Here is a 26,922-nt window from a genome sequence, read left to right as displayed (position 1 = left end):
CAATATACTTTTTTGTCATTTTGAGATAAATTTTTTTGAATTTTTAATTTTAATTTTAATATCTTTCCTATATACTATTCTTTGTGTTTGTTATCTAACTTGACAATAGAAGGGATGAAAGATTGCATGAGGTACAATTTCCAGCACTTATTGCACAAAACTGTTCTATCTTCACTCGTAATTACTTTGTCTGTATTGCCATTCAGTGGAATGTTCGCGGCAGCTACGCCGGCTGACTCTACCATGGAGCTGCGCATTATGGAGACTACAGATATCCACACCAACCTGCTCCCGTATGACTATTATAAGAGCGCTGCGTCTCTGACCGTCGGACTGGCCCGCACAGCTAATCTAGTGAAAGCAGCCCGCCAAGAGGTTGGCAATACGTTGCTGGTAGACAACGGCGACCTGATCCAGGGTACACCTCTGGGCACATACAAAGCGCTTGTGAACCCGATTAAAGGCACCGAGATTCACCCTGTGTACAAAGCAATGAACCTGATGGGGTACGATGTGGCCACCTTCGGCAATCATGAATTCAACTATGGTCTGGAATACCTGGATCTGGCGATCAAAGGCGCCAATTTCCCTTATATTAACGCCAATGTATATGTAGCTGACAAAGACAGCAATCCGGACAACGATGTTAACAAATACAGCCCTTATCAGATCATTACCAAATCCTATAAGGATGAAGCCGGCAATATGCAGACGCTGAAGATTGGGGTGCTCGGCCTTGTCACTCCGCAGATTACCGAATGGGACAAGAGCAATCTGGAAGGCAAAATCATTACCAAGGATATCGTAGCTACAGCTGAGAAATTCATTCCACAGATGCGCGCAGCCGGTGCAGATCTGATTATGGCCATGACCCATTCCGGGTTTAACGGCAGTGCCGAAGCTTATGTGAAGGCAGAGGATGCTATTTTCCCGCTGAGTAAGGTTGCCGGTATTGATGCGATCACCTTCTCTCATACGCATAAAGTATTCCCCGCAGCAGATGAGAAGTCGCTGGATGTCCTCTTCAAGGATGCCTCCGGCAAAGTATTGCCTGGTGTCGACAATGCCAAAGGAACCATCAACGGTGTCCCGGCAGTACAGGCCGGCTACGGCGGCAGTAATCTGGGCCTGATCGATCTGACTCTGGAAAAAACAGATGGCAAGTGGAAGGTCACTTCATCGCAATCCTCCACCAAAGCCATCTATGATGCCGTTGCCAAAAAATCTACGGTAGACGTGGATCAGGCCATTGTGGATGCCGTGCAGGCCGATCATGAAGCAACGATAGCCTATGCGAACAGTCCAATTGGCACTACGACCGCTCCGATCTACAGCTACTTCGGACTGGTTCAGGATGATCCATCCGTACAGATCGTTACCACTGCGCAGAAACAGTATGTAGAGAATTACATCAAAGTTAATCTTCCGCAATATGCAGGTATCCCGGTTCTGTCCGTCGGTGCTCCATTTAAGGCCGGACGTAACGGCCCGGAAGAATATACTGATATTGCTCAGGGTCCACTGGCCATTAAGAGCGCAGGTGACCTGTACCTGTACGACAATACGCTGAAGGCGATTCTCGTGAAGGGTTCTGTGGTCAAGGAATGGCTGGAAATGTCTGCGGGCAAATTCAATCAGATCGATCCGTCCGCTACAAATGCGCAGGAACTGCTTAATTCCTCCTTCGCCGTCTATAACTTCGACGTAATTGATGGTGTAACTTATCAGGTCGATGTTACCAAACCAGCCAAGTACAAACCGGATGGTACCGTGAATGACGCCTCCTCCACCAGGATTATCAATCTGCAGTATAACGGCAAAACGATTGATCCGAATCAGGATTTCATCATGGCAACCAACAACTACCGTGCAAGCGGCGGCGGTAACTTCCCTGGTGTCAAAGGCAGCAAATACATCATCGACTCACCGGATGAGAACCGCCAGATCCTGATGGATTATATCACGGCCAGCAAGACCATTAATCCGTCCGCCGACAACAACTGGTCGATTGCACCAATCTCCGGGAATGTGAAGGTCACCTTCACCTCATCTCCCAAAGCAGAGGCCTATGCCAAATCGACGGATAACATTGCCTATACAGGTCAAGTGGATGAGAAGGGCTTTGGTGTCTTCACACTGGACGTGAGCAAGGCTGTAACGCCATCTCTACCCGCTGCCGATCCGGTTACGCAACAGCCTGCCGTTGCAGTATTCAAGGATGTTCCCGTGTCACACTGGGCGGCTGGTTACATCAATAGCCTCACTGCGGATAAGATCATTTCCGGCAAAACAGCCGATACTTTTGATCCGAACGGCCTGGTAACCCGCGCAGAATTCGCCAGCTTGCTGACCAAAGCCTTGAAGCTACAAGTCAACGTATCTCCAGCCTTTAAAGATGTACCCGCATCCGCCTGGTATGCAGGTGCCGTTGCAGCAGCTCATGAGAACAAGCTGGTAAGCGGTCTAACCGCCGATACCTTCGCACCTAATGCATCCATCACCCGTGAACAGATGGCGGTTATGGTGAAGCAGGGGCTGGATCTTCGTGCCGGTAAAATCTTGACTGCCTCCACAGCAGTCAGCTTCAGCGATTCGGCTTCCATCAGCGCTTGGGCAACATCCGCTGTAGCCGTCGCTGTCGATAAGAAGATTATCGCTGGACGCACAGACGGCAGCTTCGCCCCTAAGGCTACTGCCACACGCGCTGAAGCCGCCAAAGTAATCTCCAGCCTGCTGTCTGCTTCTGTAGAGTAACCCTCAGCTGTGAGCGCTGAAAGGCTATACTGAACAGTATGCACAGACGCAAAAAAGCCATCCTCCACATACGTGCGGGGATGGCTTTTTATGTTAGTACACAAGGGACTACTCGATGAATTCTGTCTTGAAGACATTCTCCAGCTTGCCGCCGAGTCTCTTCTTCAGTGGAACCTTGATATCACGGCCCAGCTCTTTGAAGAAAGTATCCACATCGCATTTCACATTCTGCGCCAGGGCGATGATCGTACCGTCGCCTACGATATTCTGGTTCACTTCAAGAGGCACATCCACTTCAATATCGTATTTCTTAGTAAGTGTTTTGATGTATCTTGCAAAGATCTCCAACAGCTCATCGTTATTGAAATTCTCGATTGCAGCTTTACCTTTGCTGGTAAACTTCATATTGATTCTCATGATTCGTATCCCCTTTTCTGTCTAACCATTTGTAGTTGTTTATGGATCAAGATGAATAGATGGCTGCAAGAAAGGGCAACATTATTCATTTTTGACAACAAGCTGAGCTAGGTCCTTCTTCACTTATACACGCCCTTGATCTGCTGGACTTTGAACTGAGTGAATTCCTTCAATGACTGGATAACCTGATCCTGCTCTTCTTCCTTCAGTTCATAGATGCATTCGCGGAGCCACTCTCCGAACAAATAGGCCTGACGCCCTTTGCGGGGCTGTTTGCGGAGGCTATCCAGACTTCCCTCGAATATATCGTTCAGGACGTCGGTCAGGTTGTATTTCTCGATCTTCTCTATTACCATTCCTGCCCCATATTCCGTTTCATAAACGATAACTTCGTCAGAATCAAACGAAACATATGACGTTTCTTTGTCTTCCTTAGCCCGGAACTCCTTCAGCTTGTTAAACGCCGTTTCATAGATGTAATCCTGGGACTGATTATGCTGCGGCAGCTTGTAGCCCTGCTTGAGAGTCTTAATGTATTCAATGTCAGGCATGTAATCTGCCAAATGATACATCCGGTTCTTAAGATCCCCTCCGAGCGCCTCAATGATCTTGTCCAGGTTATCTTTAAGCGGAATACTCTCTCCCCGTTCAATCTTGCTAAGCTGTGAATAGCTGATGCCGCTCTTCTCTTCAAGCCCTCGTAAGGTCAAACCTCGAGCTTTGCGGAAGTGCCGGATGAAATTCCCCAGCTCATCGGGATAGTTATCGAAATCGTTCATAGGAGCCACCTCTACCTATATCATAACACAAGATAACAATTTGTGTTTCATTATAACAATTGTTTGTGTAAATTCTTTAGGCAGAATCAATAAAAAATCCAACATTAGCACTCAAGGGCAGCTAAACTTAAGGCTAAATCCGCTTTAAATGGAGGTAATTCCCATAACTGTGAACGGATCTGATTTGATTTCCTTATTCTCTCAAATACACTGCATTATTATCCGATAAAGACTAATGTATAATCAAAATCACTACTGGGGGAATTATTATGTCTTACACCATGGAAGTAAATGTAGCGAAAAATCAGGTGATTGTTAGAGCCTATGGCCTCACCGAAGGTGATGTGCCTGCATACATAGCCGATTTCGAGAGTGCTCTGAAGAAACTGAAACCGGGATTCACCGGCGTAACCGATGTAACGGGTTCCCCTACTGTACTGTCTCCGGAAGTAGCAGCTTTGCTTGCTCCGACGGGCGACCTGGCGATTGCCTCAGGTGTTGGCGGCTGGGTCTACGTTGCAGATTCCCCGGTATGGAAAATGCAGATGAAGCGATTGTTCGGCAAATTCGCTGTCCACTACCCGACCTATGAAGAAGCAGATGCTTACCTGAACGGCTTGTCTAACCAGACGATTAACTAAAAAAACATACAAAAGGTGATTCCTAACCGGTTGAGTTGGGGATCACCTTTTTTAATTTTAACAATTATTCAGGAAAGCTAATGTAGATTGAGGCATCATCGTTTGTTTTATTCCATTGAACCGCTGCCCCTAATGCTTCAGAGATAAATCTCAGATTAACGTAAAATATATTGTTGTTCGGTTCTAAGGTCGGAACCTGAGTTAAAGCAACCTTTTCTCCATTAATAACTCCATCATGAGAATTATGCGTTAATTTAATGACCGTACCCTCTTTCGTTGCAGTTACTGTTTTCGTAACATTACCCCATTCAATGCTCATTCCATATTTCTCAAAGATCGGCCGCATAGACTACATAATATATATTCAATCTAATATTTTCCATTTATATTATTTTATTTTATAACATTACTTTAAAAAAACTCCTTCAAGGGATTTGCATACCCATGAAGGAGTGTTTTGTACATATTCTCAGCAGAAACTGATTGACTCATCAGTTCCCCGTTAAATCTTCACGTATCCTAATCCTAACCCTTTCAAGACACCTTATGCTCAATGCGCAGCTTGTCGGCTACCATGGCAATAAATTCCGAGTTAGTTGGCTTGGATTTGGAGATATTAATGGTATAGCCGAACAGTAGGGAGATGCTGTCGATGTTGCCACGGGTCCAGGCGACTTCGATCGCATGGCGGATGGCGCGCTCCACACGTGAAGGCGTTGTCTTGAATTTCTCGGCAATGGCAGGGTAGAGTGTCTTGGTGATAGCACCCAGAATCTCGATATTGTTGTAGACCATGGTAATGGCTTCACGCAGGTACTGATAACCTTTAATATGCGCAGGTACGCCGATTTCATGAATGATCGATGTAATATTGGCATCCAGATTCTTTCCTTTGGACAAAGGCACCACATTACTGGAAGATCTGGAACTCGAATAGCCGGACATGCTGGCAGAAGTGCTCATGCTGCCTTGGGCACCCACAAGCTGACGCACACGGTTCGCCAGAACCTCCATATCGAAAGGCTTCAAAATATAATAAGATGCTCCGAGCTGAACCGCTCTTTGGGTGATGTTCTCCTGGCCGAAAGCGGTCAGCATGATGATCTTCGGCTGAGGGTTCAGATCCATATCGCGCAGGCGTTCCAGAACGCCGAGGCCGTCCAGATGCGGCATAATGATATCAAGAATAAGGACATCGGGAATTTTGCGTGCTCCGCTCAGCATTTGAAGCACTTCTTCACCATTATAGGCAATGCCTGTCACGGTCATATCTTCCTGTTCGGTAATGTATTCGGCAAGCAAGTTAGTGAACTCCCTGTTATCATCGGCCAACAACACTTCAATATTCTGCACTGGCTACTTCCTCCTTATTATCTTCTCTCCCTTAAGTTTTCGACATGAAGATTGAATATCCTTCTGTCGAAAATTATTTTTCTTTATTTTTTTTCGGCGTTGATTTATAATTAAATATTTTGTTTCACGATTCGATGTTTCTCGTTGGCCTTCGACAAAAAATCTTAAGGCTAAACCGCCTTAAGATTGTAGGGAAGCAAATTCTCTTGTTGCACCACACCGGAGTCACGAAGCATCCATTCGATGAAGCAGCCGTAACCCGACTTGGGATCATTGACGAATACATGGGTCACTGCACCGATCAGCCGGCCATTCTGGACAATCGGGCTGCCGCTCATCCCCTGAACAATCCCGCCGGTCTTATCAATCAGACGGGAATCGGTGATGCGCAGCACCATTCCTTTGGTCGCCGGAGTCTGCTGGCGTGCCACATGAATGATCTCCACATTGAAACGTTCCACCTGCTGACCATCGACTACTGTAAGAATCTGTGCCGGGCCTTCCTTCACTTCTGCGCTCATTGCAACGGGTATCGGTTCCTGGTACAGGCTGTGCTCTGGATTACGGGTCATTTTGCCGAAGATTCCGAAATCCGTATTGCTCTCCACATTACCAAGAACCTGGCTTTCCTTCAGAAAATGAGCCCGTTTCTCCCCAGGATCGCCATCCTGGCTTTTGGAAATGGAGGTGACACTGGACTGGACGATATGGCCGCTGCCGACAACGATCGGTGTACCGGTGTTCATGTCGGTAATGACATGCCCCAGAGCACCGTATACGCCTTGTTTCGGAGCATAGAAAGTCAGGGTACCCACACCTGCTGCGGAATCGCGGATGTAGAGCCCCAGTCTCCATACCTTGTCATTGCGGTCATACGCGGGTTTTAGCTGAGCTTTGTGCTCTTTGCCGCTGCGTTTGTACACAATACTTAAGGAATCATTGCTTTTACCGGCACGTTCCACAAGCTTTGCTACCTTGGATACCTCATCCAGCTTGACTCCATTAATGGAGATCATCAGATCACCAGGCATCAGTCCGCTGTTCTCGCCGGGTGAAATCTTGGACTGCTCCGATACTTCAATCAGATGATGGCCCACGACCAGAACCCCTGCTGACTTCACTTTCACACCAATCGTCTGACCTCCCGGGATGACTCTAAGCTCATTGTCATTCCCCTGAACCGCTTTATGCGGCTGATGTTCTAGCGGTGCTGCAAAGCTCTGTTGAGGTCCCGTTATGCCTGTTAAACTGAGAAAGAAGGCAAATAAAAGGCCGGGCATTAACTTCCTGAGGTTCGGCTTCAATGGCTGTCACGCTCCCTTTTGCTTCTTTCGCTTGACGAAAAAGGTGGTCGCCAATTGCGTACCTATAAGATAACCTTGCCCCCAGGCTTTTATTACTGTCAATCATTGTCCCGCTTACCCAGCAGCAGCTTTGCTGGCCTCGGCCAAACCGAGCATTTCCTGTGCGTGATGCAATGTTTTTTCGGTAATTTCCACACCACCCAGCATACGGGCCAGCTCAAGGACCCGGCCCTCTGCCGAGAGGGAGTCCACTTCGGTCATCGTGCGTCCGTCTTCGACTTTTTTGACAATCAGATATTGATGATCCGCCATACAGGCCACCTGCGGCAAGTGAGTAATGGAGAACACCTGACAGGTGGAGGACAGCTTGTATAATTTATCCGCAATGGATTGAGCCGCGCGCCCGCTGACACCGGTATCCACTTCATCGAAGATCAGGACAGGAATGGCATCATGCCGGGCAAAAATGCTCTTCATCGCCAGCATGATCCGCGACAGCTCACCGCCGGAAGCGATTTTGCCCAGCGGCCGCAGGGGCTCGCCCGGGTTCGGGGAGATCATGAACTCCGCGCTGTCGATCCCCTGCCGGGTCAGACGGTAACGGCGGTCCTGATACTCAATACCACGCGGGTCTTCAAGTGTATCCATTTTGACCTGAAGCGAAGTCCGCTCCATCTGCAGATCCTTCAGCTCACCTTCCACTTGCGAAGCGAGATCCGTAGCACACTGGCGGCGTGCCGCGCTAAGTGCTCCGGCAGCTTTCATTAAAGTGCCGAGCAGGCCATCGCGTTTGGCCGTCAATTTCTCAATGTATTCGTCCTTATTCTCCAGAAGATCGGTCTCCCGGTGAATCTGCTCATAATACGCCAGAATCTGCTCTACACTATCCCCGTATTTGCGCCGCAGCCCTGTGATCAGATCCAGACGGTTCTCAATTTCCTCCAGCCTCGCCGGATTGAACTCGATCTCTTCGCGGTAGTCACGCAACTGGAAAGCCGCATCCTCCAGCTGGTAATACGACGACTGCAGCTGCTCGAACACAGCCCTCAGGCCCTTCTCGTCATAACGGATCGCATCCTCCAGCTTGGAGATGACACTCCCGATGGATTCCAGCCCTTGCCTGTCATACAGCAGCTCGTATGCGCCGGATACTGAATCCATCATTTTCTCACTGTGGGATAGTTTGACCCTTTCTTCGTTAAGTAATTCATCTTCTCCCGGTTTTAATCCTGCAGCAGAAATTTCCTCCAGCTGAAAACGGTACAAATCAAGCATTTGATACGCTTTTTGACTGGATTCCTGAAGTTCCCGGAGTTCTTTTTCCACTTTGGCGAAGGCCGTATATTTCTCCTGGTAGTCAGCTTTGAGCGGGCCAATCACAGCTTCGCCGTAAGTATCCAGCAGCCCCAGATGACGTTCAGCCTTCAGCAGGTTCTGATGCTCATGCTGCCCGTGGATATTCACCAGCTGTTCACCGATTTCCCGCAGCATGCTGAGATTGACCATCTGGCCGTTCACCCGTGAAGTGCTTTTGCCTTGAGAAGTAATCTCCCGGCGGATCACCAGATGCTCTTCGCGTTCTGCTCCAATGCCAAGCCGTTCCAGCGTATCCCAGACGGGATGGGTTCCCGGCAGGCTGAAAAGCGCTTCCATTTCTGCCTTTTCACACCCATACCGGATAGAGTCCGCAGAACCGCGGCCCCCGGCAATGAGTGCAAGCGCATCGATAATAATCGATTTCCCTGCCCCCGTCTCCCCTGTAAGAACATGAAAGCCGGGATAAAAATGCACATCCACCGCCTCAACGACGGCCAGATTGCGGATTGATAACGTGTCTAACACGAATACAGCACCTCCGAAAAGATGATCCCTTATTTAAGTGTAAAAGTGTGATGAAGTTACGAGATGTAACCCATAATTTGTGCAATAACGCCTTTGCTGTCCTCAGGCTGGCGGCAGATAATCAGAATAGTGTCATCGCCCGAGATGGTGCCCATAATTTGCGGCCAGTCAATATTATCAATCAGTGCAGCCACAGAATTGGCTGTTCCCGGAAGACATTTCATAACCACAAGGTTGGCGGAGAAATCGATCTGCACAAAATTATCCACCAGCACCCGCTTAAGCTTCTGGGTCGGATTATAGCGCTGGTCAGTCGGCAGGGAGTATTTGTAGCGCCCGTCATCCATCGGCACCTTAATCAGCAGCAGTTCCTTGATATCACGGGATACTGTGGCTTGGGTAACCTGAAATCCGGATTCACGCAGAGCCTCCACCAGATCATCCTGGGTCTCGATCTCCCTCTGCGTAATAATTTCTCTTATTTTGATGTGCCTGTGTCCCTTCATTGTTGCCTCCCGTATTAATAAGTTAATCTCAATTGGATTCACCATCGTCTTTGCCTAACTTAATCACATGAATTGCTGAATTCACCGTATCTACGTACAGCACTCCGCTGCAATCCGGATAGATCAGCAGATAAGGAAGCAAGGTGTCGCGGAGTCCGCTGCCGGTGAACTCAAGCCCTTTGCGCGGCCGGGACAGAATAACCAGATAGAAATGCTCCTCATCTTTGCTGGCCACATAATCAATGAACAGCCTGCTGTACATCGGTGCCCCGTTCACTTGAAAGGACAAAGGAATTTTCAGCTTGCCGCCAATAACCTCGTAACCGGCATCCTCTAATAATCCGATGGACGGATGAGGCTGAATAATGGTATTGATCGGCACCCGGTCCTTCATGAACGATCTTGGGGAACCTTGGAGCCAGATGTAGATCCGATAAACGATAAAGATTGCCGCCGCCAGTCCAATGAGTGCCACAACGGCCTTGTCAGAGCTCGCCACTCCCATCACCTCGGTGAATCTATTCGCGTGAAGGCAAGCGAAATCCTGCTTGAGGGGAACAACAGAGCCTGATCCGGCAGCAAAAGGTTGAAGCTGACTGCAGATGAAGCGTTGCCTGCTCAAGTTCATTAATTATAACGTATAACACCGCTTGAAGCATGTATATTGCAGGCAGAAAACGGCAGATGATTTAATTCTTTATTTTTGCAGCAAAAGAAACTCATCGTTTAGATGAGTTTCCATTGTTCGTAGCGCTAAAGGTTGCATTCGCTTCCTTAATTACGGATTCGGCAAGCGCGGCGAAAGGATTCGGCTGTGCTTCAGCCGGTAAAAGCTGCTGTTCGTGCTGTTCATCCGGAGAGTTGTCCACTATTTCAGGCAGCAGCTTCCAGTGAGCCAGGAATTCAATATTGCCTTCCCCTCCCGTAATTGGAGAGAAGGTCAGCCCTTCCAGCTTATAGCCCAGCCCGGCCGCCATAGACAGCACATTAACAAGCACCTCTTTGTGAACGGCGGATTCGCGGACTACACCGGATTTGCCCACCTTTTCCCGTCCAGCCTCGAACTGCGGCTTGATCAGCGCAGCGATATCGGCCGGGCGGTTCAGGAGCGCCATCAGCGGCGGCAGAATAATCTTCAGTGAAATAAAGGACACATCAATACTGGCAAAATCAGGTACCGGCCCCTTCAGGTCAGGCGGGGTCATGTAGCGGAAGTTGGTCTGCTCCATTACGGTTACCCGCTCGTCGTTGCGCAGGCTCCAGTCCAGCTGGTTATGGCCGACATCAATAGCATACACATGTGCTGCCCCGTTCTGGAGCGCACAATCGGTGAAGCCTCCTGTAGAGGAGCCGATATCCAGCATATTCCTCCCGTTCAGGTCAATGCCGAACTGCCGCAGTGCCTTCTCCAGCTTCAGGCCGCCCCGGCTGACGTAGGGATGCACAGCTCCTTTGACTCTTAAGACAGAGCTGCGCAGCACCTTCATTCCCGGCTTCTCAATCCGTTCTTCATTCGCCAGCACAAGACCCGCCATGATTGCTGCCTTGGCCTTCTCACGGCTGTCGTAGAAGCCTTGCTCTACTAACAGTACATCTATACGTTCTTTAGGGTGTTCCATGTTCATCTCCTGGTCACTTGGGTCCGGCTTCCACCCTGTACTCAGGAATTGGAAGTCGACTTGTAAGTATAAGTGCTCAACGCCTTCATCGCCTTGATCCGCGCACACAAGGCTTCAACGGTGAGGCCGGTTTCCTGGCGCTGCTCCTTGATCGAACCATGCTCAACGAAGATATCCGGCACGCCCATCAAATGGACACGTGCATCATAAATCTCATGTTCCGCATAGAATTCGAGCACTGCGCTGCCCAGACTGCCTGCCTGGCTGGCTTCTTCAAGCACAACCATGCTGGTTCCGGCATGAGCCAGTTCAAGCAGCATGGTATTATCCAGCGGCTTCAGGAACCGGGCGTTCACTACGCTAACCTGAATGCCTTCGCGCTTGAGCAGCTCAGCTGCCTCCTCCGCTAACTGAACCATAGGGCCGCAGGCCAGCACTGCGTAATCATCCCCGGGACGCAGACGCTCCCAGGAGCCGATAGGCAGACAACGCAGTTCGGTATCTACAGCCGCCCCGGTGCCCTCAATCCGCGGATAACGGTAAGCGATAGGTCCGTCATTGTATTCCAGTGCCGTCTTCATCATGTGGCGCAGCTCATTCTCATCCTTAGGCATCATAAGCACTATATTCGGGATGTGCCGCATGAACGCTATATCATATACCCCTTGATGGGTCTCCCCGTCTGCTCCGACAAAACCGGCACGGTCGATGGCAAACATTACATTGGCGTTATGTCTGCAGATATCATGGACAATCTGGTCATAGGCACGCTGCATAAAAGTGGAGTAGACGGCATAGACCGGCTTCATCCCCTCCATGACCAGAGCGGCGCACAGCGTGGCCGCATGCTGCTCAGCGATACCCACATCGATCATCCGGTCCGGGAATTCCTTGGCGAACGGGAACAGGCCCGAGCCGCCCGGCATTGCCGGTGTGACCGCAATCAGTCTTGAATCCTGACGGCCCAGTTCAATCAGCGTCTCCCCGAATACCTCGGTATACATCGGGTGGCTGACAGCCTTCACAGCCTTAAGGGACTGGCCGGATTCAATTTTGTAGGGTGAGATCGCATGTGATTTATAGAAGTCCGTTTCGGCCGGCTTGTAGCCTTTGCCCTTCGTCGTCAGCACATGTACCAGCACAGGACCAGACACATTATCTGCCTGATGGAAGGTGTCAATCATTTTCTCCAGATCATGACCATCCACGGGTCCCAGATACGTGAATCCGAGCTCTTCGAACAGAACACCGGGAACGAGCATGTTCTTCAGGCCGTCCTTCACATTCTGCGCCGTCTTGGCCAGCCGCCCGCCAATCGCCGGGATTTTCTTGAGCAGGCCTTCCACTTCATCCTTCGCACGCAGATAATGGCGGTCCGAGCGGATTTTGCTCAAATAATTATGCATGGCTCCTACATTCGGTGCGATAGACATCTCATTGTCATTGAGGATAACCATCAGCTTGCGGCGTTCATGTCCAATATGGTTCAGCGCCTCAAAGGCCATCCCCCCGGTAAGCGCACCGTCGCCGATCACAGCGATGACCCTATTGTCCTCGCCCTTCAAATCCCGGGCCATGGCCATACCCATTGCGGCAGACAAAGAGGTACTGCTGTGTCCGGCTTCCCAGACATCATGCTCGCTCTCCGAACGCTTCACAAAGCCGCATAAGCCGCCCTGCTTACGCAGTGTATCAAACCGGTCCTGGCGGCCAGTCAGTATCTTGTGTACATACGCCTGATGACCGACGTCATATATCATCTTGTCCCGGGGACTGTCATAGCAGTAATGCAGGGCCAGCGTGAGCTCCACTACCCCCAGGTTGGATCCGAGATGCCCTCCGGTTACTGTAAGTTTGTCTATTAAAAACCGGCGGATTTCTTCCGCAAGGGCTGCCAGCTCCTCGACTGACAAAGATTTAAGTTGGTGAGGATCATTTATTTGTGGAAGCAGCACGAGTATTCCCCGCTTTCCTAGATGTTGTAAAATATAAACCCCATTATAACACAAACGAAACGGCTGTCGAAACACAGCCGTTTCCGAAATGTACCTAATGATCGCGTGACATCAAATAATCTGCAATTTCAAGCAGCCGGGTGTGATCCTGAAATCCGCCCTCAAGGACCGCGCTGTGCGCTGCAGCGGTCAGCCGCTTCACCTCTTCACGCGAGGCTTCCAGGCCGATGAAGTAGGGATAGGTCACCTTTTGCTGCTTGATATCACTGCCGGTTTTTTTGCCCAGCTTGCTCTCATCGCCGACCAGATCAAGGATATCATCCTGAATCTGAAAAGCCAGGCCAATCTGCGTACCGAACTGGCGCAGCGCCTCCAGCTGACGCTCATCCGCACCGGCGATCCTGCCTCCCGCCAGCAGCGAGAAGATCATCAGATCGCCTGTCTTATGAAGATGGATATACTGAAGCTGATGCAGATCGGTTAAGCCCTGCTCGCCTTCCATATCGGCAACCTGCCCGCCGACCATTCCGCGCGGCCCGGCCATTTCGGCCAGATCCTCAACGATGGACAGCACATTCTCTGCCGGAACGCCAAATTTACGCGAAGCTTGTACCACGCTATAGAATGCATGCGTCAGCAGAGCATCCCCGGCCAGGATCGCCGCAGCTTCCCCGAAGACCTTGTGGTTCGTGAGCTTGCCGCGCCGGTAGTCGTCATTATCCATGGCCGGCAGATCATCATGAATCAATGAATAGGTATGCACCATTTCAATCGCTGCCGCTACGGGCAGCGCAGCCTCCCGGCTGCCGCCAAGCGCTTCACAGGCGGCGATGACCAGCAGCGGGCGCAGGCGTTTGCCTCCGGCCTGCAGCGAATAGTCCATCGCCTCCCTGAGCACCTGAGGCACAGTCCACTGCGCTGGCAGGGTTGCCGTCAGCGCATCGGCGACCCAATGGCCCACCTCTGCAATATACTGCTCAAGCGGTGCGCGCCCGTGTGCTTCCGATTCACTGCTGCCCGGTTCCAGCTCAGAACGACTCATCGCCATCGCCTTCCAGCCGGGCTCCGAATGGCTTCTTGCGCAGCTCGCCATCCTCTACCGTAATCATCTCGATCTTGCGCTCTACCTGCTCCAGCTTACTGCCGCAGAGCTGCGACAGCTTCATCCCCTGCTGGAATAAATCAATCGCCTTCTCCAGGGGAACGTCGCCATGCTCAAGCTCGCGTACGATTCCCTCCAGGCGCTCCATGGCTCCCTCAAAATCCAGTTCCGCTTCCTTTGCCATTCGTTTCAACATCCTCCTTCATTCCCCATACCTGGCAGTTTAGCTGTCCGTCATTTAGCTTTATGTTCACCTTATCGCCTACTTCAACTTCCTTCAGCGATTTGATTAAATGCTCTTCCTTCTCATCGTACACGAGGCTGTAGCCCCGTGACATCACCTTGAGCGGGCTGAGCGCATCCAGATGGCGCAGCTCAGCCACATAGTGCGCGCGCTTATCCTGGAGGCGCGCCTGCATGGCTCCCGCCAGCTCACGGGTAAGGCTATCCGTGCGCCGGCGGGCAGCGCTGATGCTGCCTTGCGGATGGAAGCGCTGCAGGCTCTGATGCAGCAGCGCGCTGCGCCCCTGCGCGCGGCTGTGCCTTGCCTCAGCTGCGCGGACCAGGGCCGCGCGCAGCATGTCCAGCCGCTGCGCGTGCTGGGCCAGCTGCCGGCGCGGGCCGGCCAGCGCCAGCGAGCGCTGCAGCGCCGCGAGGCGCTCGCCGCTGCGCTGGGAGCGGCGCAGCAGCCCTTGGCGCAGCCGCTGCTGGGCGGTGCGCAGCTGCCCGGCGAGCTCGGCTGCGCTCGGCACGGCAAGCTCCGCTGCCGCCGTAGGGGTTGCCGCACGGAGATCGGCGGCGAAGTCGGCGATCGTGAAGTCGGTCTCGTGGCCGACAGCCGAGATGACCGGAATCCTGGAGGCCGCAATCGCGCGGGCGACGGCCTCTTCATTGAAGGCCCAGAGCTCCTCCAGGGAGCCGCCGCCGCGCCCTACGATCAGCACATCGGCCTCGCCCATGGCGTTCAGGTTCTCGATGGCCTTCACAACGGAAGGGCCAGCGCCTTTACCCTGTACAAGTACAGGATAGAGCACTACCGCCACCTGCGGATAACGGCGCTGCAGGGTGATGATAATATCCCGCACCGCCGCTCCTGTCGGCGAGGTAACTACACCGATCACGCGCGGGAACCGCGGCAGCGGACGCTTGCGCGCCGCTGCGAACAGCCCCTCCTGCTCCAGCTTACTCTTCAGCTGTTCGTAAGCCAGATACAGGCTGCCGATTCCGTCCGGCTGCATGTGGGTGGCGTAGAATTGATACTGCCCGTCCCGTTCATAGACCGTCACGTTGCCTCTGGCAATGACCTTGGTGCCTTCCTTCGGTACAAAAGGCAGCCGCGAATTATGTGAAGCAAACATGATCGCCTTGATCCGGCTGCTCTCATCCTTCAGCGTGAAATACATATGCCCGCTTCCGTGGTGGGTGAAATTCGATATTTCACCGCGGATCCATACATCGGAGAGCACTACATCCGAATCCAGCTTCATGCGGATATACTTGTTAAGTTCCTTTATGGAGTAGACTTGCCGCTCTGCCGCCATAAGCTTAGCCTACTTCAGGCCGTGGCGGCGTTTGGCCGCGATCAGCGTGTTGCTCATCAGCATGGTGATCGTCATCGGCCCTACTCCGCCCGGCACAGGCGTAATAAACCCGGCGACTTCACGGGCACTCTCGTAATCAACATCACCGGCAAGCTTGCCGGTATCCAGGCGGTTCATTCCGACATCAATAACAACGGCGCCAGGCTTCACGAAGGAAGCATCGATGAAGTTAGCCCGGCCGATGGCAACAACCAGAATATCCGCCTGGCGGCTGAGTTCAGCCATGTTCGCGGTGCGTGAATGGCACATGGTTACCGTGGCATTCTCACGCTGCAGCAACAGGGACACCGGCTTGCCGACAATATTGCTGCGGCCGATAACCACAGCATGCTTGCCGGAAATATCAGTACCTGTCCGTTTGATCAATTCGATGACACCCGCAGGAGTGCAAGGGAGCAGACTGTCATCACCGATCACCAGATTCCCTACATTGACCGGATGGAACCCGTCAACATCCTTCTCCACGGAGATGGCATTAATGACTGCCTTCTCTTCAATATGCTTGGGAAGCGGCAATTGCACGAGAATGCCGTCAATATCATCACGGCCGTTCAGATCAGCCACCAGTGCCAGCAGCTCCTCCTGGCTGGTTGCCGCATCCAGCCGGTGAACCTCGGAATGGAAGCCCAGCTCAATACATGATTTCTCTTTGTTGCGCACATAGACCTGAGAAGCCGGATCTTCACCGACCAGAACGACAGCAAGACCGGGCTTAACGCCACGTTCCGTAAGCTCTGCAACCTCCCGGGCAATGCTGATCCGAATTTCGTCCGATACCTGTTTACCGCTGATAATCGCTGCTGTCATGTAAGTCTCTCCCCTTTTGTCTATTTAACGATTACAGATCCGCTCTAAGCGTATCTACATCCTGAATCATCTTGCCGAGTACGCCGTTAACGAATTTACCGGAATCATCGGTGCCGAAATGCTTGGCCAGATCAATCGCCTCATTGACAGCTACCTTGGCCGGCACATCGCTGGCAAAGATCATCTCGAACGTGGCCAGACGCAGAATCTGACGGTCAACACGGGACAGACGGCTCATCTGCCAGCCTTTGAGGTAATGCTCCAGCATATCGTCGATGGCCATTTTGTGCTCCCACACGCCGTTAACATGGGCGATCACATAAGCCTTCAGCTCGGTCTCGTCAGTGATGACGCGTTCGGTTTCGTTCTCATCTGCAGCTTCCTCAATCAGCATTTCTACAGCCTCGGTAACTTCCACATCATTCATTTCCATCTGGTACAGGCTCTGGACAATAATTTCTCTCGCTAAACGTCTTTTCATTTGTTCCTCCTACAGTCTTAACTAGCATACTTTGTATTTGAATTACTTAAATCTTCTTACCAAAAAACCGCGCAGCCGTTCTTCCGCAGGTCAGCAACTCAAAGTAACGGGTTCCAGGCTTCCGGGAGAAAGACTATCGCGGTTCATTTGAAGGGACGCCAGCGTCCGGACAGCCGGCTCACGAGCTCCTGCCACTGAAACAGGGGAGCCTGCGCGGTATCCTTTCTTTTGCCAAGCGTATATCCGATGAACACTACCAGTGCAAAGAACAGCATATCCCAAAAACCGCTAATCAGATAAATCAAACCGAGAACGACCCCGAAGGTAACTCCGGCAATTCTACCCCCGTGACTTTCCCATACTTCTCTCCAAGACATAAGGGAAACTCACCTCTATTCCACTCGACTTTTGAAGCTTGGTGACTGTGTGAGGTTAGCAATATATACAGATACATCCGCTACCGGAATTCCGGTTGTTTCCTGGACGAAATCATGCACCTGGCGCTGCACCTCAGTAGTAAGCAGAGGCAGGGAATGCTCGCCGTCCACAACTGCACGGATCATAATTTCAAGTCCGGCCTGCGAGACGCGGATTCGCGACTTCAGATCACGGATGCCCTTCACTTTGCCTGCAGCCTTGAGGCTGAGGTTCTCGATGGTTTCCATGGAGATCTGAATGTCCCCATACTCTGTACGCTGATCAACGGACGGCAGGGAAGCACGGTCGCGGCGCAGAGAGATGTAGAAGAAACGGATGCTCAGCAGGAAAAGAATAACCGCAGCTGTAATCGCAGCGATATAGGCCCCCGGCCCGTCAGGAATCTCAAACGTGTCCGGAATGACGCCGCTCAAGAGGAGGATGGCAATTACAGATAGTATTCCGATACTTAAGCTGTAAAGGAACAGCAGAAGCCTGTCCAGAATTTTGGCCACGAGTCACATAACCTCCTTAAATTAAGGTAAACCCTCGACGTACGTCGGGGGTTTATGGAAGAACAAAGGCTCTTACTTCACGCGGATAACCGCATCTGTATCTTCGCTTTTGTCAACACTTGTGGCGTTTCTGAACTGCACATCATGGATATGCACATTCACTTCTACAACAGTCAGACCGGTCATGGTTTCGATGGAACGTTTAACGTTGCGCTGAATTTCAGCAGCCACTTCAGGAAGACGGTTGCCGTACTCAATGATTACGGATACATCCACTGCAGCTTCGCGTTGTCCAACTTCAACCTTAACGCCCTTAGACAAGTTCTTGCGTCCGAGAAGCTCCACGATTCCTCCGGCGAAACCGCCGCTCATTCCGGCCACGCCTTTAACCTCTACGGTTGCCAAACCTGCGATAACCTCGATCACTTCGGGAGCAATCTGGATCTCACCAATTTCCGTACGTTCGTATTCTGTGGGCAATGTACTCATTTTGGACTTCACACCTTTCCAGTAAAAAAGTTATTCGGACATTTCAAGCAGGCAGCACGTCTCTTATTAAACATACTATATCATTTGACGAACTTTATGACAAACAATGAGAAGTCGTCCTAAATTTCATACTCTTCCAGGAATTTGATATCGAAATTCCCGTCCAAAAATACCGGATGCTCCAGCAATCTCTGATGGAAAGGTATGGTTGTATGTATGCCTTCCACAGCGAATTCGGATAAAGCCCGTTTCATCTTGGCAATGGCTTCATAGCGCGTCGGCGCCCAGACGATCAGTTTGGCGATCATCGAGTCATAAAAAGGTGAAATGGTGTAGCCCGGATAAGCCGCGCTGTCCACCCGCACTCCAAGACCGCCCGGCGGCAGGTAGAAGCCGATTTTGCCCGGAGACGGCATGAAATTACGTTCAGGGTCCTCAGCGTTAATGCGGCATTCGATTGACCAGCCGTTGATCACAATATCCTCCTGGGTGAAGGACAAGGGGTTGCCTTCCGCCACAGAGATCATTTCCTTGATCAGATCCACGCCGGTGACCATCTCCGTTACCGGATGCTCAACCTGGATACGCGTATTCATCTCCATGAAGTAGAACTGTCCGTCCGGCCCCAGCAGGAATTCAAGTGTACCCGCTCCCGAGTAATTAACCGCCTGAGCAGCCCGTACAGCCGCTTGGCCCATCGCATCACGGACCTCCGGCGTAAGTACAGAGCAAGGCGCTTCTTCAATCAGCTTCTGGCGGCGGCGCTGCACGGAGCAGTCCCGTTCGCCCAGATGGACTACATTGCCATGGTTATCGGCGATAATCTGAATCTCCACATGCTTCATGCCGGTCAGGAATTTCTCAAGATACACACCAGCGTTGCCGAACGCCTTCTGCGCTTCCTGCTGGGCAGCCGTAATCTGCTTCACCAGTGATGCTTCGTCCTCGGCGATGCGGATGCCTTTGCCTCCACCGCCTGCTGTGGCCTTGACGATGATCGGATAACCAATATCACGGCCCAGCATAACCGCTTCCTCGATGTCGCCAACAAGCCCGTCAGAGCCCGGAATAATCGGAACTCCGGCCAGCTTCATGGTTTCTTTGGCTACAGCCTTGTCACCCATCCGTGTGATCGCATCCGGAGAAGGGCCAATAAATGTAATATTGCAGGATTCACAAATCTCCGCGAAATCCGCATTCTCGGCCAGGAAGCCGTAGCCGGGATGAATGGCATCGCAGTCCGTGAGCGTGGCTACGCTCATAATATTGGTAAAGTTCAGATAGCTGTCCTTGGCGGGCATCGGACCAATACAGTACGCTTCATCAGCCAGACGGACATGCAGTGAATCCCGGTCCGGCTCCGAATAGACTGCTACGGTGGAAATGCCCAGTTCACGGCAGGCCCTGATAATGCGGACCGCGATTTCGCCGCGGTTGGCAATCAACACTTTTTGAATGTTCATGCTTTTCCTCCCAAAGTTTAGCGAAGCTTGCAGGCTCCTCATGATTCTCGCGGCAATTATTCCGCTCTCACCAGAAACAGCGGCTGGCCGTATTCCACTAACTGGCCGTTCTCGGCCAGGACGGAGACGATTTCGCCTTTCACTTCCGCTTCCAGCTCATTCATCAGCTTCATGGCTTCAATGATACAGACCGTTGATTTCTCATGAACCCGGTCTCCCACACTTACAAAGGACGGTGTTTCCGGAGAAGCAGCACTATAGAAGGTCCCTACCATCGGAGAGACGATTTTATGTAATGCGCCTTCAGCGGAGGGTGATTGCTGCTGCGTTACAGCAGGAACTTCACTGACAACCGGAGGAGCAACATGCTGCGGACTTTGCGGCTGCGATGCTGGCGTAAAGGGGTAGGCATAAGGAGTCGCCTGGATTGCTGTTCCATCAGCTTCAGGGCGATCCGGTTTGCGGATAGCCAGCTTCATACCTTCGCTTTCAATCTCCAGCTCATGTACGGAAGAGGTCTGGTCCAGCAATTTAATTAATTCCTTAATCTCGCTTAACTTGAACATTGGGTAGTTCACTCCTTCAGCTTTCTCTCAAAGCCATTTTGGACGCAGATAAGCAGGGTACGATATTCCGTTCTTCCCGGGTAACCTGTGATTCGGCCTGCTTGCGGTTCTTTAGAATCGCTTTCAGGATAACCGCTGCCTGCGTATTCTTCTTATATTTCAAGATAACTTTATGTATTATATCACAAACGCTAGAAATGGAAAGAGCCCGGGACGTGCCCGGACTCTTTCGGCATTTTATTCTATTTTCTTTCAATTAATTCAGGGGGGCTTACTGCTCCGATACGTATTGGACTTTAATCTTGTCCTGGGACACACTCAGTTCTTTCATTACAAGGTCAACGATGCCCACGGCCTGCTTCACATCCAGCTTATCGCTGAGCACTACGATCGTGTACGCATCTCCGGCTTCCTCTTTCACAATAGCTTCTCCGTATTTCTGCTGGAGCTGTTCCTCAATTCCGGTGATCTTTGATTCTTTTTCCTCCAGCTTGCTGAGTTGTTCCTGGGCAACCGCGTTCTCCGCAGGTGTCTTATCCATGTCATTAATCAGGGCCAGCAGATCATTGTGGTCCTTAAGATTCTGCTGCTCGCGTTCATACAGGTAGTTCGTGAACATGCTGCTGGCCGACACGCTCTCTGAAGCTACTTCATCCAGAATAGCCGCATCATCCTTGGCCGGAGTCTTATCTGTGGAAGCTGCTGCTGATTTGTCGGCACTTGCAGCCGGTTTGTCTGTCTTGCCCGCTGTATCTGCTGCGGCCGTTTCCTTGTCAGCGTTGGAGCTGTTAGCTGCTGCGCTGCTGTCATCTGTTACTGCTGCAGTTGCGGTATCATCCGTCACGGCAGCGGCTGCGGTATCGTCTGCAACAGCTTTGTCGGCATCCTCAGTTACAGCAGCAGTTTTGCTGTCCTCTGTCTGGGTTCCCGCATCGGCAGTAACGGAATCATCAGTTGTTACTTCGTTGATCACGAGCCCGCTGTCAAGCGTAGTAGCTGTCCCGCCGCCCGTCCCATCCTTCACGGTGTCCACCTGAATGCTGCCTGCAGTTTCTTTAGGAATGGAAGCACCTGTGTCCTCCGTGAACAGATAATAAGCCGAGAGCACCACCATTAAACTGAGCATCGAAACCAGCCAAATCGTTTGTCTTTTGCCCTTCATTTGTGATTCCTCCTAAAAGTTTTATTAAATATGCCTCTACGAATTCGCTTGCGTATGTCTGGCTTGTAAGCTGAACGCCTATTCCTGCTTGCGCGGAACGACGGAGATCCGGTAGCTCGGCACGTTCAGCCCTTTCTCGACAGCCTGCTCGATCAGGTTACGCACCACTTTATTCTCTGCCCCTTTGGCGACAACCAGCACACCGCGCACCTGGGGTTTGATCCGTTTGGTGATAATCGGGGTCTCGTCACCGGACTGGCTGTAGGTTACGATTTCGCCGTCCCTGGTGTATTGTGTGGTATGGCGTTTACCACCGCTGGCATCGGTTTCCTCACTCTGCGCCTGCGAATCATTCATATTGCGCTGCACGACTATTTCCTCTGTGGAATCCACGGTGACCATAATGTCAACCGTCCCGACCCCGACGATTTTCTCCAGAATCTCCTTCGTCCGGTTCTCCATCGCCAGCTCGATGCTGTCAAAAGAATTGGGTTGCACCGCCTCCTGCTGCAGGACCGCCTGAGAGGTCTCACTTACGGGTGGTTCACGTCCCGTATTCTCACTGTCCAGCTTCTTCACATTCACGAAGGAGTTGAACAGCATGATAGCAACGCCCAGCAAGCCAATAATGATCAGCCAGCGGAAAGTATGACTCCTCTTCGGGTTGCCGCTTCCGCCGCCGGCCCACTGCTCAAGCTTTTTCAGCCAATTGGCCATTGATTTCCCTCCTTCTGTTTATGGCATTCTGCCTTGATTTCCCTGGTCACTGTCTTATGATTTCACGGCGCTGGTGCCGCCGCTCAGCACATGTATCGAATCCGGGTCCAGGTTCCAGTTCTGCTCGAGCAGCCTTTTGACCGATTCGGCCTCTACAACCGCTGCTGCCTGTTCCTCCTGCGCCCCATTTCCTGTGGCTGAAGGCTGCGAAACACCCGTTGCGGCTCCAGAACCTTCACTTGCCGTCCCGTCCTTGTCCAGGCTGACCTGGACCGGTTCTACAGGGGTAATCAGTATCGGTTCGGATGCCGGGCTTGCAGCAGGCTGTGAGCCCTCTGCTGAACCCGGTATGCCGCTTGCAGCAACCGCTCCCGACACTGGTATATCTACCGTGACCGAGGAGATCACCGGCACCTCTTCGCCCAGAGGCGCACTCGGATTCTGCCCCATGCCCAGCGTCACCGTAACATTTGCGCCGCGGATGCCGGTGCTGCCGGCAATCTGATCACGCATCTGCCCTGCTATTTCTTCGGCGGCAAGCTTCAGGCTCTGATCGCGCGCGCCCTCTGCCAGCATCCGCCCGTCCGCCAGAATCTTCTCCAGCGAGTCCGCGCCGTCTCCTGCACCTGAGAGCAGCCCGCCGCTCCGCTCCTGCTGCTCCATGGCCAGACTAAGCTCCTTGCTGGCGTCACCCTTTAGCATAGAGACGATCGGACTCAGCATGGTCAGCAGAACCAGCAGACTGAGCACCAGTCTGGCATAACGTTCCATGGATTTGCTGGGCAGCAGCATCTCGACAAACGCGGCCATCAGCACCACCAGAATCAGTTCATGGAGCCATCCGCTGAGCCAGCTCATGGCACACCTCCTGAAAGTTTCTTCACACAACCAGCCTCATACCTCATACAAACGGACCAGGATGTTATTCGCCTCACCGCATCATTACGGTGACATTTCCGGCAGTCAGCATGATGGTGACGGCCAGGAAGAACATCAGAGATACGGCAGCCAGCGCGGCGAATACGTAGATCATGCTTTTACCGATCGTCTGCAGGCAGGTCACAATGGGCGTTTCACCCAGCGGCTGCATAACGGCGGCGGCTACGTTGTAGATCAGGGCCAGCACCAGGATTTTGATCGCCGGGAAGGCGCAGAGGAAGAGGATGATGATGACCCCCGAGAGCCCGATAGCGTTCTTCACCAGCAGTGATGCCGAGATTACGGTATCAGTGGCATCAGCGAACATTTTGCCGATAACCGGCACGAAATTGCCTGTGATATATTTGGCGGCGCGGATGGTTACTCCATCAGTGACCGAGCTGGTGATTCCTCTGACCGAGATTACCCCGAGAAAGACGGTAAGCAGTACTCCGAGCAATCCGGCCCCTATATTGCGCAGCAGGTTGGCCAATTGGGTCAGCTTGTATTTCTCCGACATCGCACTCACCAGATGCAGCACCGCCGAGAAGAACAGCAGCGGGAACACTATGGTATGAATCATCGTGCCCACCGTATGGATCATGAACACGATCAGCGGATGGGTCACTGACACCGTTACGATATTGCCCATTGAAGCCAGCAACGCGAATAGCAGCGGAATCATCGCCATCATGAAATCGATCATCCGGTCAATGGCATCCTTGGCGTAGCCCATCGAGATGTTGAAGCTGTTCACGGCTATGACCAGTACCACCATGTAACAGAGCATATAAGCGATTTTACTGACGGATTTCCGTTCAAAAGCGGTCTGCAGCGTCTCCAGAATCATACTCAGCACGCTGATCATCACAATCGTAACCAGCAGCTTGCCGTTGTAGAGCACCTCATGCCACATGAAGCGGGTCAAGCCGGACAATACGCTTTTGAAGCTTAAACCGTCTTCTCCGGGCAGCAGCATATCCATCAGCGAAGGCGTTTTGCCTTCCGGGAAGAATCCCCCGTAGTCCTTCATCAGCTGATCCCAGTACGTCTCCACCCCGTCTGTCGGAAGGTTCTCGACCTGCCCCTTCACCCACTGGTCTACAGGGGATGAGGACCCTCCGCTGCCTCCCGTTTGCGTCTGTGTCTGCGCTTGAGAAGCCGGAGCTGCATAAGCGGTTCCTGCACACAGCAGAAGCAGCAGACAGGGGAGCAGAACGAGCAGCCTGTTTAATTTTGGCGGACGAAAAATACTGCGCTCCTGCATACCCTCACCCCGCTTTCCTGTGGCCTTCCGCTACTCCTTCTGAATCTCAAGCAGGCAGCAGCTTCATCACCGTTTCAATAATGATGCTGATAATCGGTACGGCCAGCACCATGATCAGCACTTTGCCGGCCAGCTCGATTTTGGAAGCGATCGATTCCTGTCCGGCATCGCGCACGATCTGTGCCCCGAACTCCGCGATATACGAAATGCCGATGATTTTAAACACGGTTTTGATGTAGATCATTTCCATCCCGGAGGATTCTGCCACCCGCTCCAGCGTGCCAAGAATCGTTCCGATCTTGCCGATCAGAAACAGAAAAATCAGTATGCCTGCCGCAGTAGTCAGCAGAAAAGCGAACATCGGCTTTTGTTCCTTCAGGACAAGGATGAGGACGGTCGACAGAATCCCTATTCCCACTACTTGAATGATTTCCATAACCCCAGCCTATTGAAAAAGAAAGATCGTTTTGATTTCCTGAAGCAGTCCGTCCAGCATGCGGATCACCATGAACAGCACGATGATAAAACCGACAATCGTTACCCAATGGGCGATGTCCTCTTTGCCCATCTGCTTAAGCACCGTGTGGATCATGGCGATAATGATGCCGATGCCGGCAATCTGAAAGATCGCGTTAACTTCAATATTCATTCCTGGCACCTCGCTAAAAGATCAAAATGACGATCAATGCTCCAAGCAGCAGACCCAGGCTTTTGCTCACCTTTTCATATTTGCCCTGATCTTCTCTGGCCGCTGTCTCTTCCTGCTTCAATTGCTGCAGAGCCAGTGCAATATGCGTGCTCTGATTCGATCTGTCACTGGTTCCGAGTGTGCAGCTGAGCTGCCGGAAAATTTCCTTCTCTGTTCCTTTCAGGGAGGCGCTGCTCCAGTGAATCTCCATGGACCGCTGCACAGCTTCCTCGGCGCTGTAGTTATGCGGCGGGCTCATCTCTTCCGCTGCCGTGAGGAAGAATGCTCTCAGCGGCTCCTTGCTCTGCATCCCGATCCGGCGCAGCGCCTCCGGCAGCGGGGTATAGCCATACTGGATCTCCGTCTCCAGCCGCTGCAACGCTGCGATCAGGCCTCTGATATGCCGGGGCCGCTCAGCATACTGGGCAGCCCGCTTGAAGCCGGCCAGCGTGCCCGCAAGCACGATGAGCACTGCCCCGAGCAGCTTAAGCATGCCGGTCACCGCCTATCCGCTCTTCTGGAGAGATCAGCAGCAGCCCGCGCTTCTGGGCGTCCAGGATGCGGAAGGACAGGCCAACCTCCGAACGGTGCAGGATTACGTACCGCTCGAACATCCGGTGCTCCAGCAGACCGCCAAGGCCGGGCCGGCGGGCCAGCTCGGACACTTCCTTGCCATGGGCGGAAGCGACTACCGAGATGCCGGCGTGCAGCGCCTCGGTTACTGCATCCGCATCCTCCAGGCGGCCGATCTCATCGGCAATCAGCACATCGGGTGAAAGTGAGCGGATCATCATCATCATGCCTTCCGCTTTGGGACAGCCATCCAGGATGTCCGTGCGCGGGCCGACATCGAAGGCTGGAATCCCGCGGCGGCTGCCGGCGATCTCGGAGCGTTCATCGACGATGCCGACCTTAAGGCCGGGGCGGCTGCCCTCGCGTCCGCCCTGCCCTCCGGACGAGATCTGCCTGGCGAGGTCACGCAGCAGCGTGGTCTTGCCATGCTGCGGCGGCGAGAGGATCAGCGTATGCATAATGCGCTGCCGTCCCCGGTCCAGCAGATAAGGCAGCACGCCGTCTGCCAGCCCGTGCACTTCGCGGGCAATCCGCACATTGAAGCCGGTAATATCGCGGAGATGCTCAACCCCCCCGCCGCTTAAGACCGTCCGGCCGGATAAGCCGATCCGGTGCCCGCCGGGAATCGTGATGAAGCCCTTGCGCAGCTCCTCTTCCATCGTATACAGCGAATGATTGCTGATCAGGTCCAGCAGCCGGTGCGTATCCTCCCGGTCCGGCTTGTAGGCTTCAACGGGAAGCTGTGTCAGACTGCCGTTCACGCCGACAAAATGATATTTGCCGGAGTAATTAATCTCTAGCGGCCGTCCTTCACGGACGCGCACTTCCTCCACCTTGTCCAGGAGCGCAGCGGGGAGGCCGCCGAGCAGCGCTCTTACTTTTTCGGGAAACAATAGAAGCCAATCATTTGCCATACAAAGTACCCCCAAGTTGTCCTCTACTTAATAGCTTTATTCCATATTTATGCTTGTACTTGTACTTTATGA

At 52.4% G+C, this 26,922-nt stretch carries 30 protein-coding genes; 2 read left to right on the top strand and 28 right to left on the bottom strand.

What is annotated here, in order from left to right; all coding sequences use genetic code 11:
* The first annotated feature begins 126 nt into the window (after positions 1–126).
* Positions 127–2,754 carry a bifunctional 2',3'-cyclic-nucleotide 2'-phosphodiesterase/3'-nucleotidase gene (locus MKZ24_RS15945; protein ID WP_042237826.1) on the top strand — a complete coding sequence of 876 codons (2,628 nt, stop codon included), beginning with the start codon at positions 127–129 and terminating at the stop codon, positions 2,752–2,754.
* Between the two features lie 108 nt (positions 2,755–2,862).
* Here the strand turns inward: MKZ24_RS15945 and MKZ24_RS15940 are convergent, their stop codons facing one another.
* Both MKZ24_RS15940 and MKZ24_RS15935 read right to left on the bottom strand, forming a co-directional pair.
* Positions 2,863–3,171, bottom strand: coding sequence for a hypothetical protein (locus tag MKZ24_RS15940; protein ID WP_039300408.1), 309 nt, complete (start codon positions 3,169–3,171; stop codon positions 2,863–2,865).
* 119 nt (positions 3,172–3,290) lie between these two features.
* Positions 3,291–3,950, bottom strand: coding sequence for a helix-turn-helix domain-containing protein (locus tag MKZ24_RS15935; protein WP_042237829.1), 660 nt, complete (start codon positions 3,948–3,950; stop codon positions 3,291–3,293).
* A 269-nt stretch (positions 3,951–4,219) separates the two neighbouring features.
* Here MKZ24_RS15935 and MKZ24_RS15930 point away from each other — a divergent pair, with 269 nt between their 5' ends.
* On the top strand, positions 4,220–4,591 hold the full coding sequence (locus MKZ24_RS15930) for a hypothetical protein (RefSeq protein ID WP_042237833.1): 372 nt from the start codon (positions 4,220–4,222) through the stop codon (positions 4,589–4,591).
* 64 nt (positions 4,592–4,655) lie between these two features.
* Here MKZ24_RS15930 and MKZ24_RS15925 read toward each other — a convergent pair whose 3' ends face one another.
* From MKZ24_RS15925 to spoIIIAA, 26 genes are all read right to left on the bottom strand, one after another.
* Positions 4,656–4,937 (bottom strand): copper amine oxidase N-terminal domain-containing protein, encoded by a 282-nt coding sequence (locus MKZ24_RS15925; protein ID WP_081956597.1) that lies wholly within the window; start codon positions 4,935–4,937, stop codon positions 4,656–4,658.
* Positions 4,938–5,125: 188 nt separating this feature from the next.
* Complete coding sequence (gene spo0A, locus MKZ24_RS15920; RefSeq protein ID WP_042237835.1) at positions 5,126–5,944, bottom strand: sporulation transcription factor Spo0A; 819 nt, start codon at positions 5,942–5,944, stop codon at positions 5,126–5,128.
* Positions 5,945–6,114: 170 nt separating this feature from the next.
* The gene (spoIVB, locus tag MKZ24_RS15915) at positions 6,115–7,248 is read right to left on the bottom strand and encodes a SpoIVB peptidase (RefSeq protein WP_042237836.1); all 1,134 of its coding nucleotides are present in this window, start codon (positions 7,246–7,248) and stop codon (positions 6,115–6,117) included.
* A gap of 114 nt (positions 7,249–7,362) precedes the next feature.
* The gene (gene recN, locus MKZ24_RS15910; protein WP_340784466.1) at positions 7,363–9,090 is read right to left on the bottom strand and encodes a DNA repair protein RecN; all 1,728 of its coding nucleotides are present in this window, start codon (positions 9,088–9,090) and stop codon (positions 7,363–7,365) included.
* Between the two features lie 56 nt (positions 9,091–9,146).
* On the bottom strand, positions 9,147–9,596 hold the full coding sequence (gene ahrC / locus MKZ24_RS15905; RefSeq protein WP_039300423.1) for a transcriptional regulator AhrC/ArgR: 450 nt from the start codon (positions 9,594–9,596) through the stop codon (positions 9,147–9,149).
* Between the two features lie 28 nt (positions 9,597–9,624).
* On the bottom strand, positions 9,625–10,095 hold the full coding sequence (locus MKZ24_RS15900) for a hypothetical protein (protein ID WP_052421957.1): 471 nt from the start codon (positions 10,093–10,095) through the stop codon (positions 9,625–9,627).
* A gap of 220 nt (positions 10,096–10,315) precedes the next feature.
* Positions 10,316–11,215, bottom strand: a complete 900-nt coding sequence (locus MKZ24_RS15895; protein ID WP_336103061.1) for a TlyA family RNA methyltransferase — start codon at positions 11,213–11,215, stop codon at positions 10,316–10,318.
* A gap of 41 nt (positions 11,216–11,256) precedes the next feature.
* Positions 11,257–13,170 (bottom strand): 1-deoxy-D-xylulose-5-phosphate synthase, encoded by a 1,914-nt coding sequence (dxs, locus tag MKZ24_RS15890; protein WP_340784453.1) that lies wholly within the window; start codon positions 13,168–13,170, stop codon positions 11,257–11,259.
* A gap of 94 nt (positions 13,171–13,264) precedes the next feature.
* Entirely contained in the window at positions 13,265–14,212 is a 948-nt protein-coding gene (locus tag MKZ24_RS15885; RefSeq protein ID WP_042138730.1) for a polyprenyl synthetase family protein, read from the bottom strand.
* A complete protein-coding gene (xseB, locus tag MKZ24_RS15880; protein ID WP_039300434.1) occupies positions 14,199–14,456 on the bottom strand; it encodes an exodeoxyribonuclease VII small subunit in 258 nt (85 codons plus the stop codon). The genes MKZ24_RS15885 and xseB overlap by 14 nt, the downstream gene beginning before the upstream one ends.
* The gene (gene xseA / locus MKZ24_RS15875) at positions 14,428–15,813 is read right to left on the bottom strand and encodes an exodeoxyribonuclease VII large subunit (RefSeq protein ID WP_340784450.1); all 1,386 of its coding nucleotides are present in this window, start codon (positions 15,811–15,813) and stop codon (positions 14,428–14,430) included. Before xseA ends, xseB begins: the two co-directional genes overlap by 29 nt.
* Positions 15,814–15,822: 9 nt before the next feature.
* The gene (gene folD, locus MKZ24_RS15870; protein ID WP_042237848.1) at positions 15,823–16,680 is read right to left on the bottom strand and encodes a bifunctional methylenetetrahydrofolate dehydrogenase/methenyltetrahydrofolate cyclohydrolase FolD; all 858 of its coding nucleotides are present in this window, start codon (positions 16,678–16,680) and stop codon (positions 15,823–15,825) included.
* 31 nt (positions 16,681–16,711) lie between these two features.
* Positions 16,712–17,161, bottom strand: coding sequence for a transcription antitermination factor NusB (gene nusB, locus MKZ24_RS15865; protein WP_039295510.1), 450 nt, complete (start codon positions 17,159–17,161; stop codon positions 16,712–16,714).
* Positions 17,162–17,304: 143 nt separating this feature from the next.
* On the bottom strand, positions 17,305–17,538 hold the full coding sequence (locus MKZ24_RS15860; protein WP_042138734.1) for a DUF2273 domain-containing protein: 234 nt from the start codon (positions 17,536–17,538) through the stop codon (positions 17,305–17,307).
* Positions 17,539–17,553: 15 nt separating this feature from the next.
* Positions 17,554–18,093, bottom strand: a complete 540-nt coding sequence (amaP, locus tag MKZ24_RS15855; protein ID WP_042237850.1) for an alkaline shock response membrane anchor protein AmaP — start codon at positions 18,091–18,093, stop codon at positions 17,554–17,556.
* 72 nt (positions 18,094–18,165) lie between these two features.
* Positions 18,166–18,582 (bottom strand): Asp23/Gls24 family envelope stress response protein, encoded by a 417-nt coding sequence (locus MKZ24_RS15850; RefSeq protein ID WP_039295505.1) that lies wholly within the window; start codon positions 18,580–18,582, stop codon positions 18,166–18,168.
* Between the two features lie 119 nt (positions 18,583–18,701).
* Positions 18,702–20,045, bottom strand: a complete 1,344-nt coding sequence (gene accC, locus MKZ24_RS15845; RefSeq protein WP_039295502.1) for an acetyl-CoA carboxylase biotin carboxylase subunit — start codon at positions 20,043–20,045, stop codon at positions 18,702–18,704.
* A 56-nt stretch (positions 20,046–20,101) separates the two neighbouring features.
* On the bottom strand, positions 20,102–20,611 hold the full coding sequence (accB, locus tag MKZ24_RS15840; RefSeq protein ID WP_042237852.1) for an acetyl-CoA carboxylase biotin carboxyl carrier protein: 510 nt from the start codon (positions 20,609–20,611) through the stop codon (positions 20,102–20,104).
* A gap of 271 nt (positions 20,612–20,882) precedes the next feature.
* Positions 20,883–21,773, bottom strand: a complete 891-nt coding sequence (locus MKZ24_RS15835) for a SpoIIIAH-like family protein (RefSeq protein ID WP_042237853.1) — start codon at positions 21,771–21,773, stop codon at positions 20,883–20,885.
* Positions 21,774–21,851: 78 nt separating this feature from the next.
* Positions 21,852–22,490 carry a stage III sporulation protein AG gene (gene spoIIIAG, locus MKZ24_RS15830; protein WP_039295496.1) on the bottom strand — a complete coding sequence of 213 codons (639 nt, stop codon included), beginning with the start codon at positions 22,488–22,490 and terminating at the stop codon, positions 21,852–21,854.
* Positions 22,491–22,544: 54 nt separating this feature from the next.
* Positions 22,545–23,348, bottom strand: a complete 804-nt coding sequence (locus MKZ24_RS15825; RefSeq protein WP_052416601.1) for a stage III sporulation protein AF — start codon at positions 23,346–23,348, stop codon at positions 22,545–22,547.
* Between the two features lie 73 nt (positions 23,349–23,421).
* Complete coding sequence (spoIIIAE, locus tag MKZ24_RS15820; protein WP_340784440.1) at positions 23,422–24,675, bottom strand: stage III sporulation protein AE; 1,254 nt, start codon at positions 24,673–24,675, stop codon at positions 23,422–23,424.
* A 46-nt stretch (positions 24,676–24,721) separates the two neighbouring features.
* Positions 24,722–25,111, bottom strand: coding sequence for a stage III sporulation protein AD (spoIIIAD, locus tag MKZ24_RS15815; RefSeq protein WP_039295491.1), 390 nt, complete (start codon positions 25,109–25,111; stop codon positions 24,722–24,724).
* 9 nt (positions 25,112–25,120) lie between these two features.
* Positions 25,121–25,324 carry a stage III sporulation protein AC gene (gene spoIIIAC, locus MKZ24_RS15810; RefSeq protein ID WP_020426549.1) on the bottom strand — a complete coding sequence of 68 codons (204 nt, stop codon included), beginning with the start codon at positions 25,322–25,324 and terminating at the stop codon, positions 25,121–25,123.
* 13 nt (positions 25,325–25,337) lie between these two features.
* Complete coding sequence (gene spoIIIAB, locus MKZ24_RS15805; protein ID WP_042237859.1) at positions 25,338–25,856, bottom strand: stage III sporulation protein SpoIIIAB; 519 nt, start codon at positions 25,854–25,856, stop codon at positions 25,338–25,340.
* The gene (spoIIIAA, locus tag MKZ24_RS15800; RefSeq protein ID WP_340784435.1) at positions 25,849–26,850 is read right to left on the bottom strand and encodes a stage III sporulation protein AA; all 1,002 of its coding nucleotides are present in this window, start codon (positions 26,848–26,850) and stop codon (positions 25,849–25,851) included. Before spoIIIAA ends, spoIIIAB begins: the two co-directional genes overlap by 8 nt.
* Between the last annotated feature and the right edge of the window lie 72 nt (positions 26,851–26,922).

Source organism: Paenibacillus sp. FSL R7-0297 (genome assembly GCF_038009025.1).
Lineage (GTDB): Bacteria > Bacillota > Bacilli > Paenibacillales > Paenibacillaceae > Paenibacillus_AQ.
The sequence above is the reverse complement of the archived record's forward strand: the minus strand, read 5'-3'. Positions and strand labels throughout refer to the sequence as shown.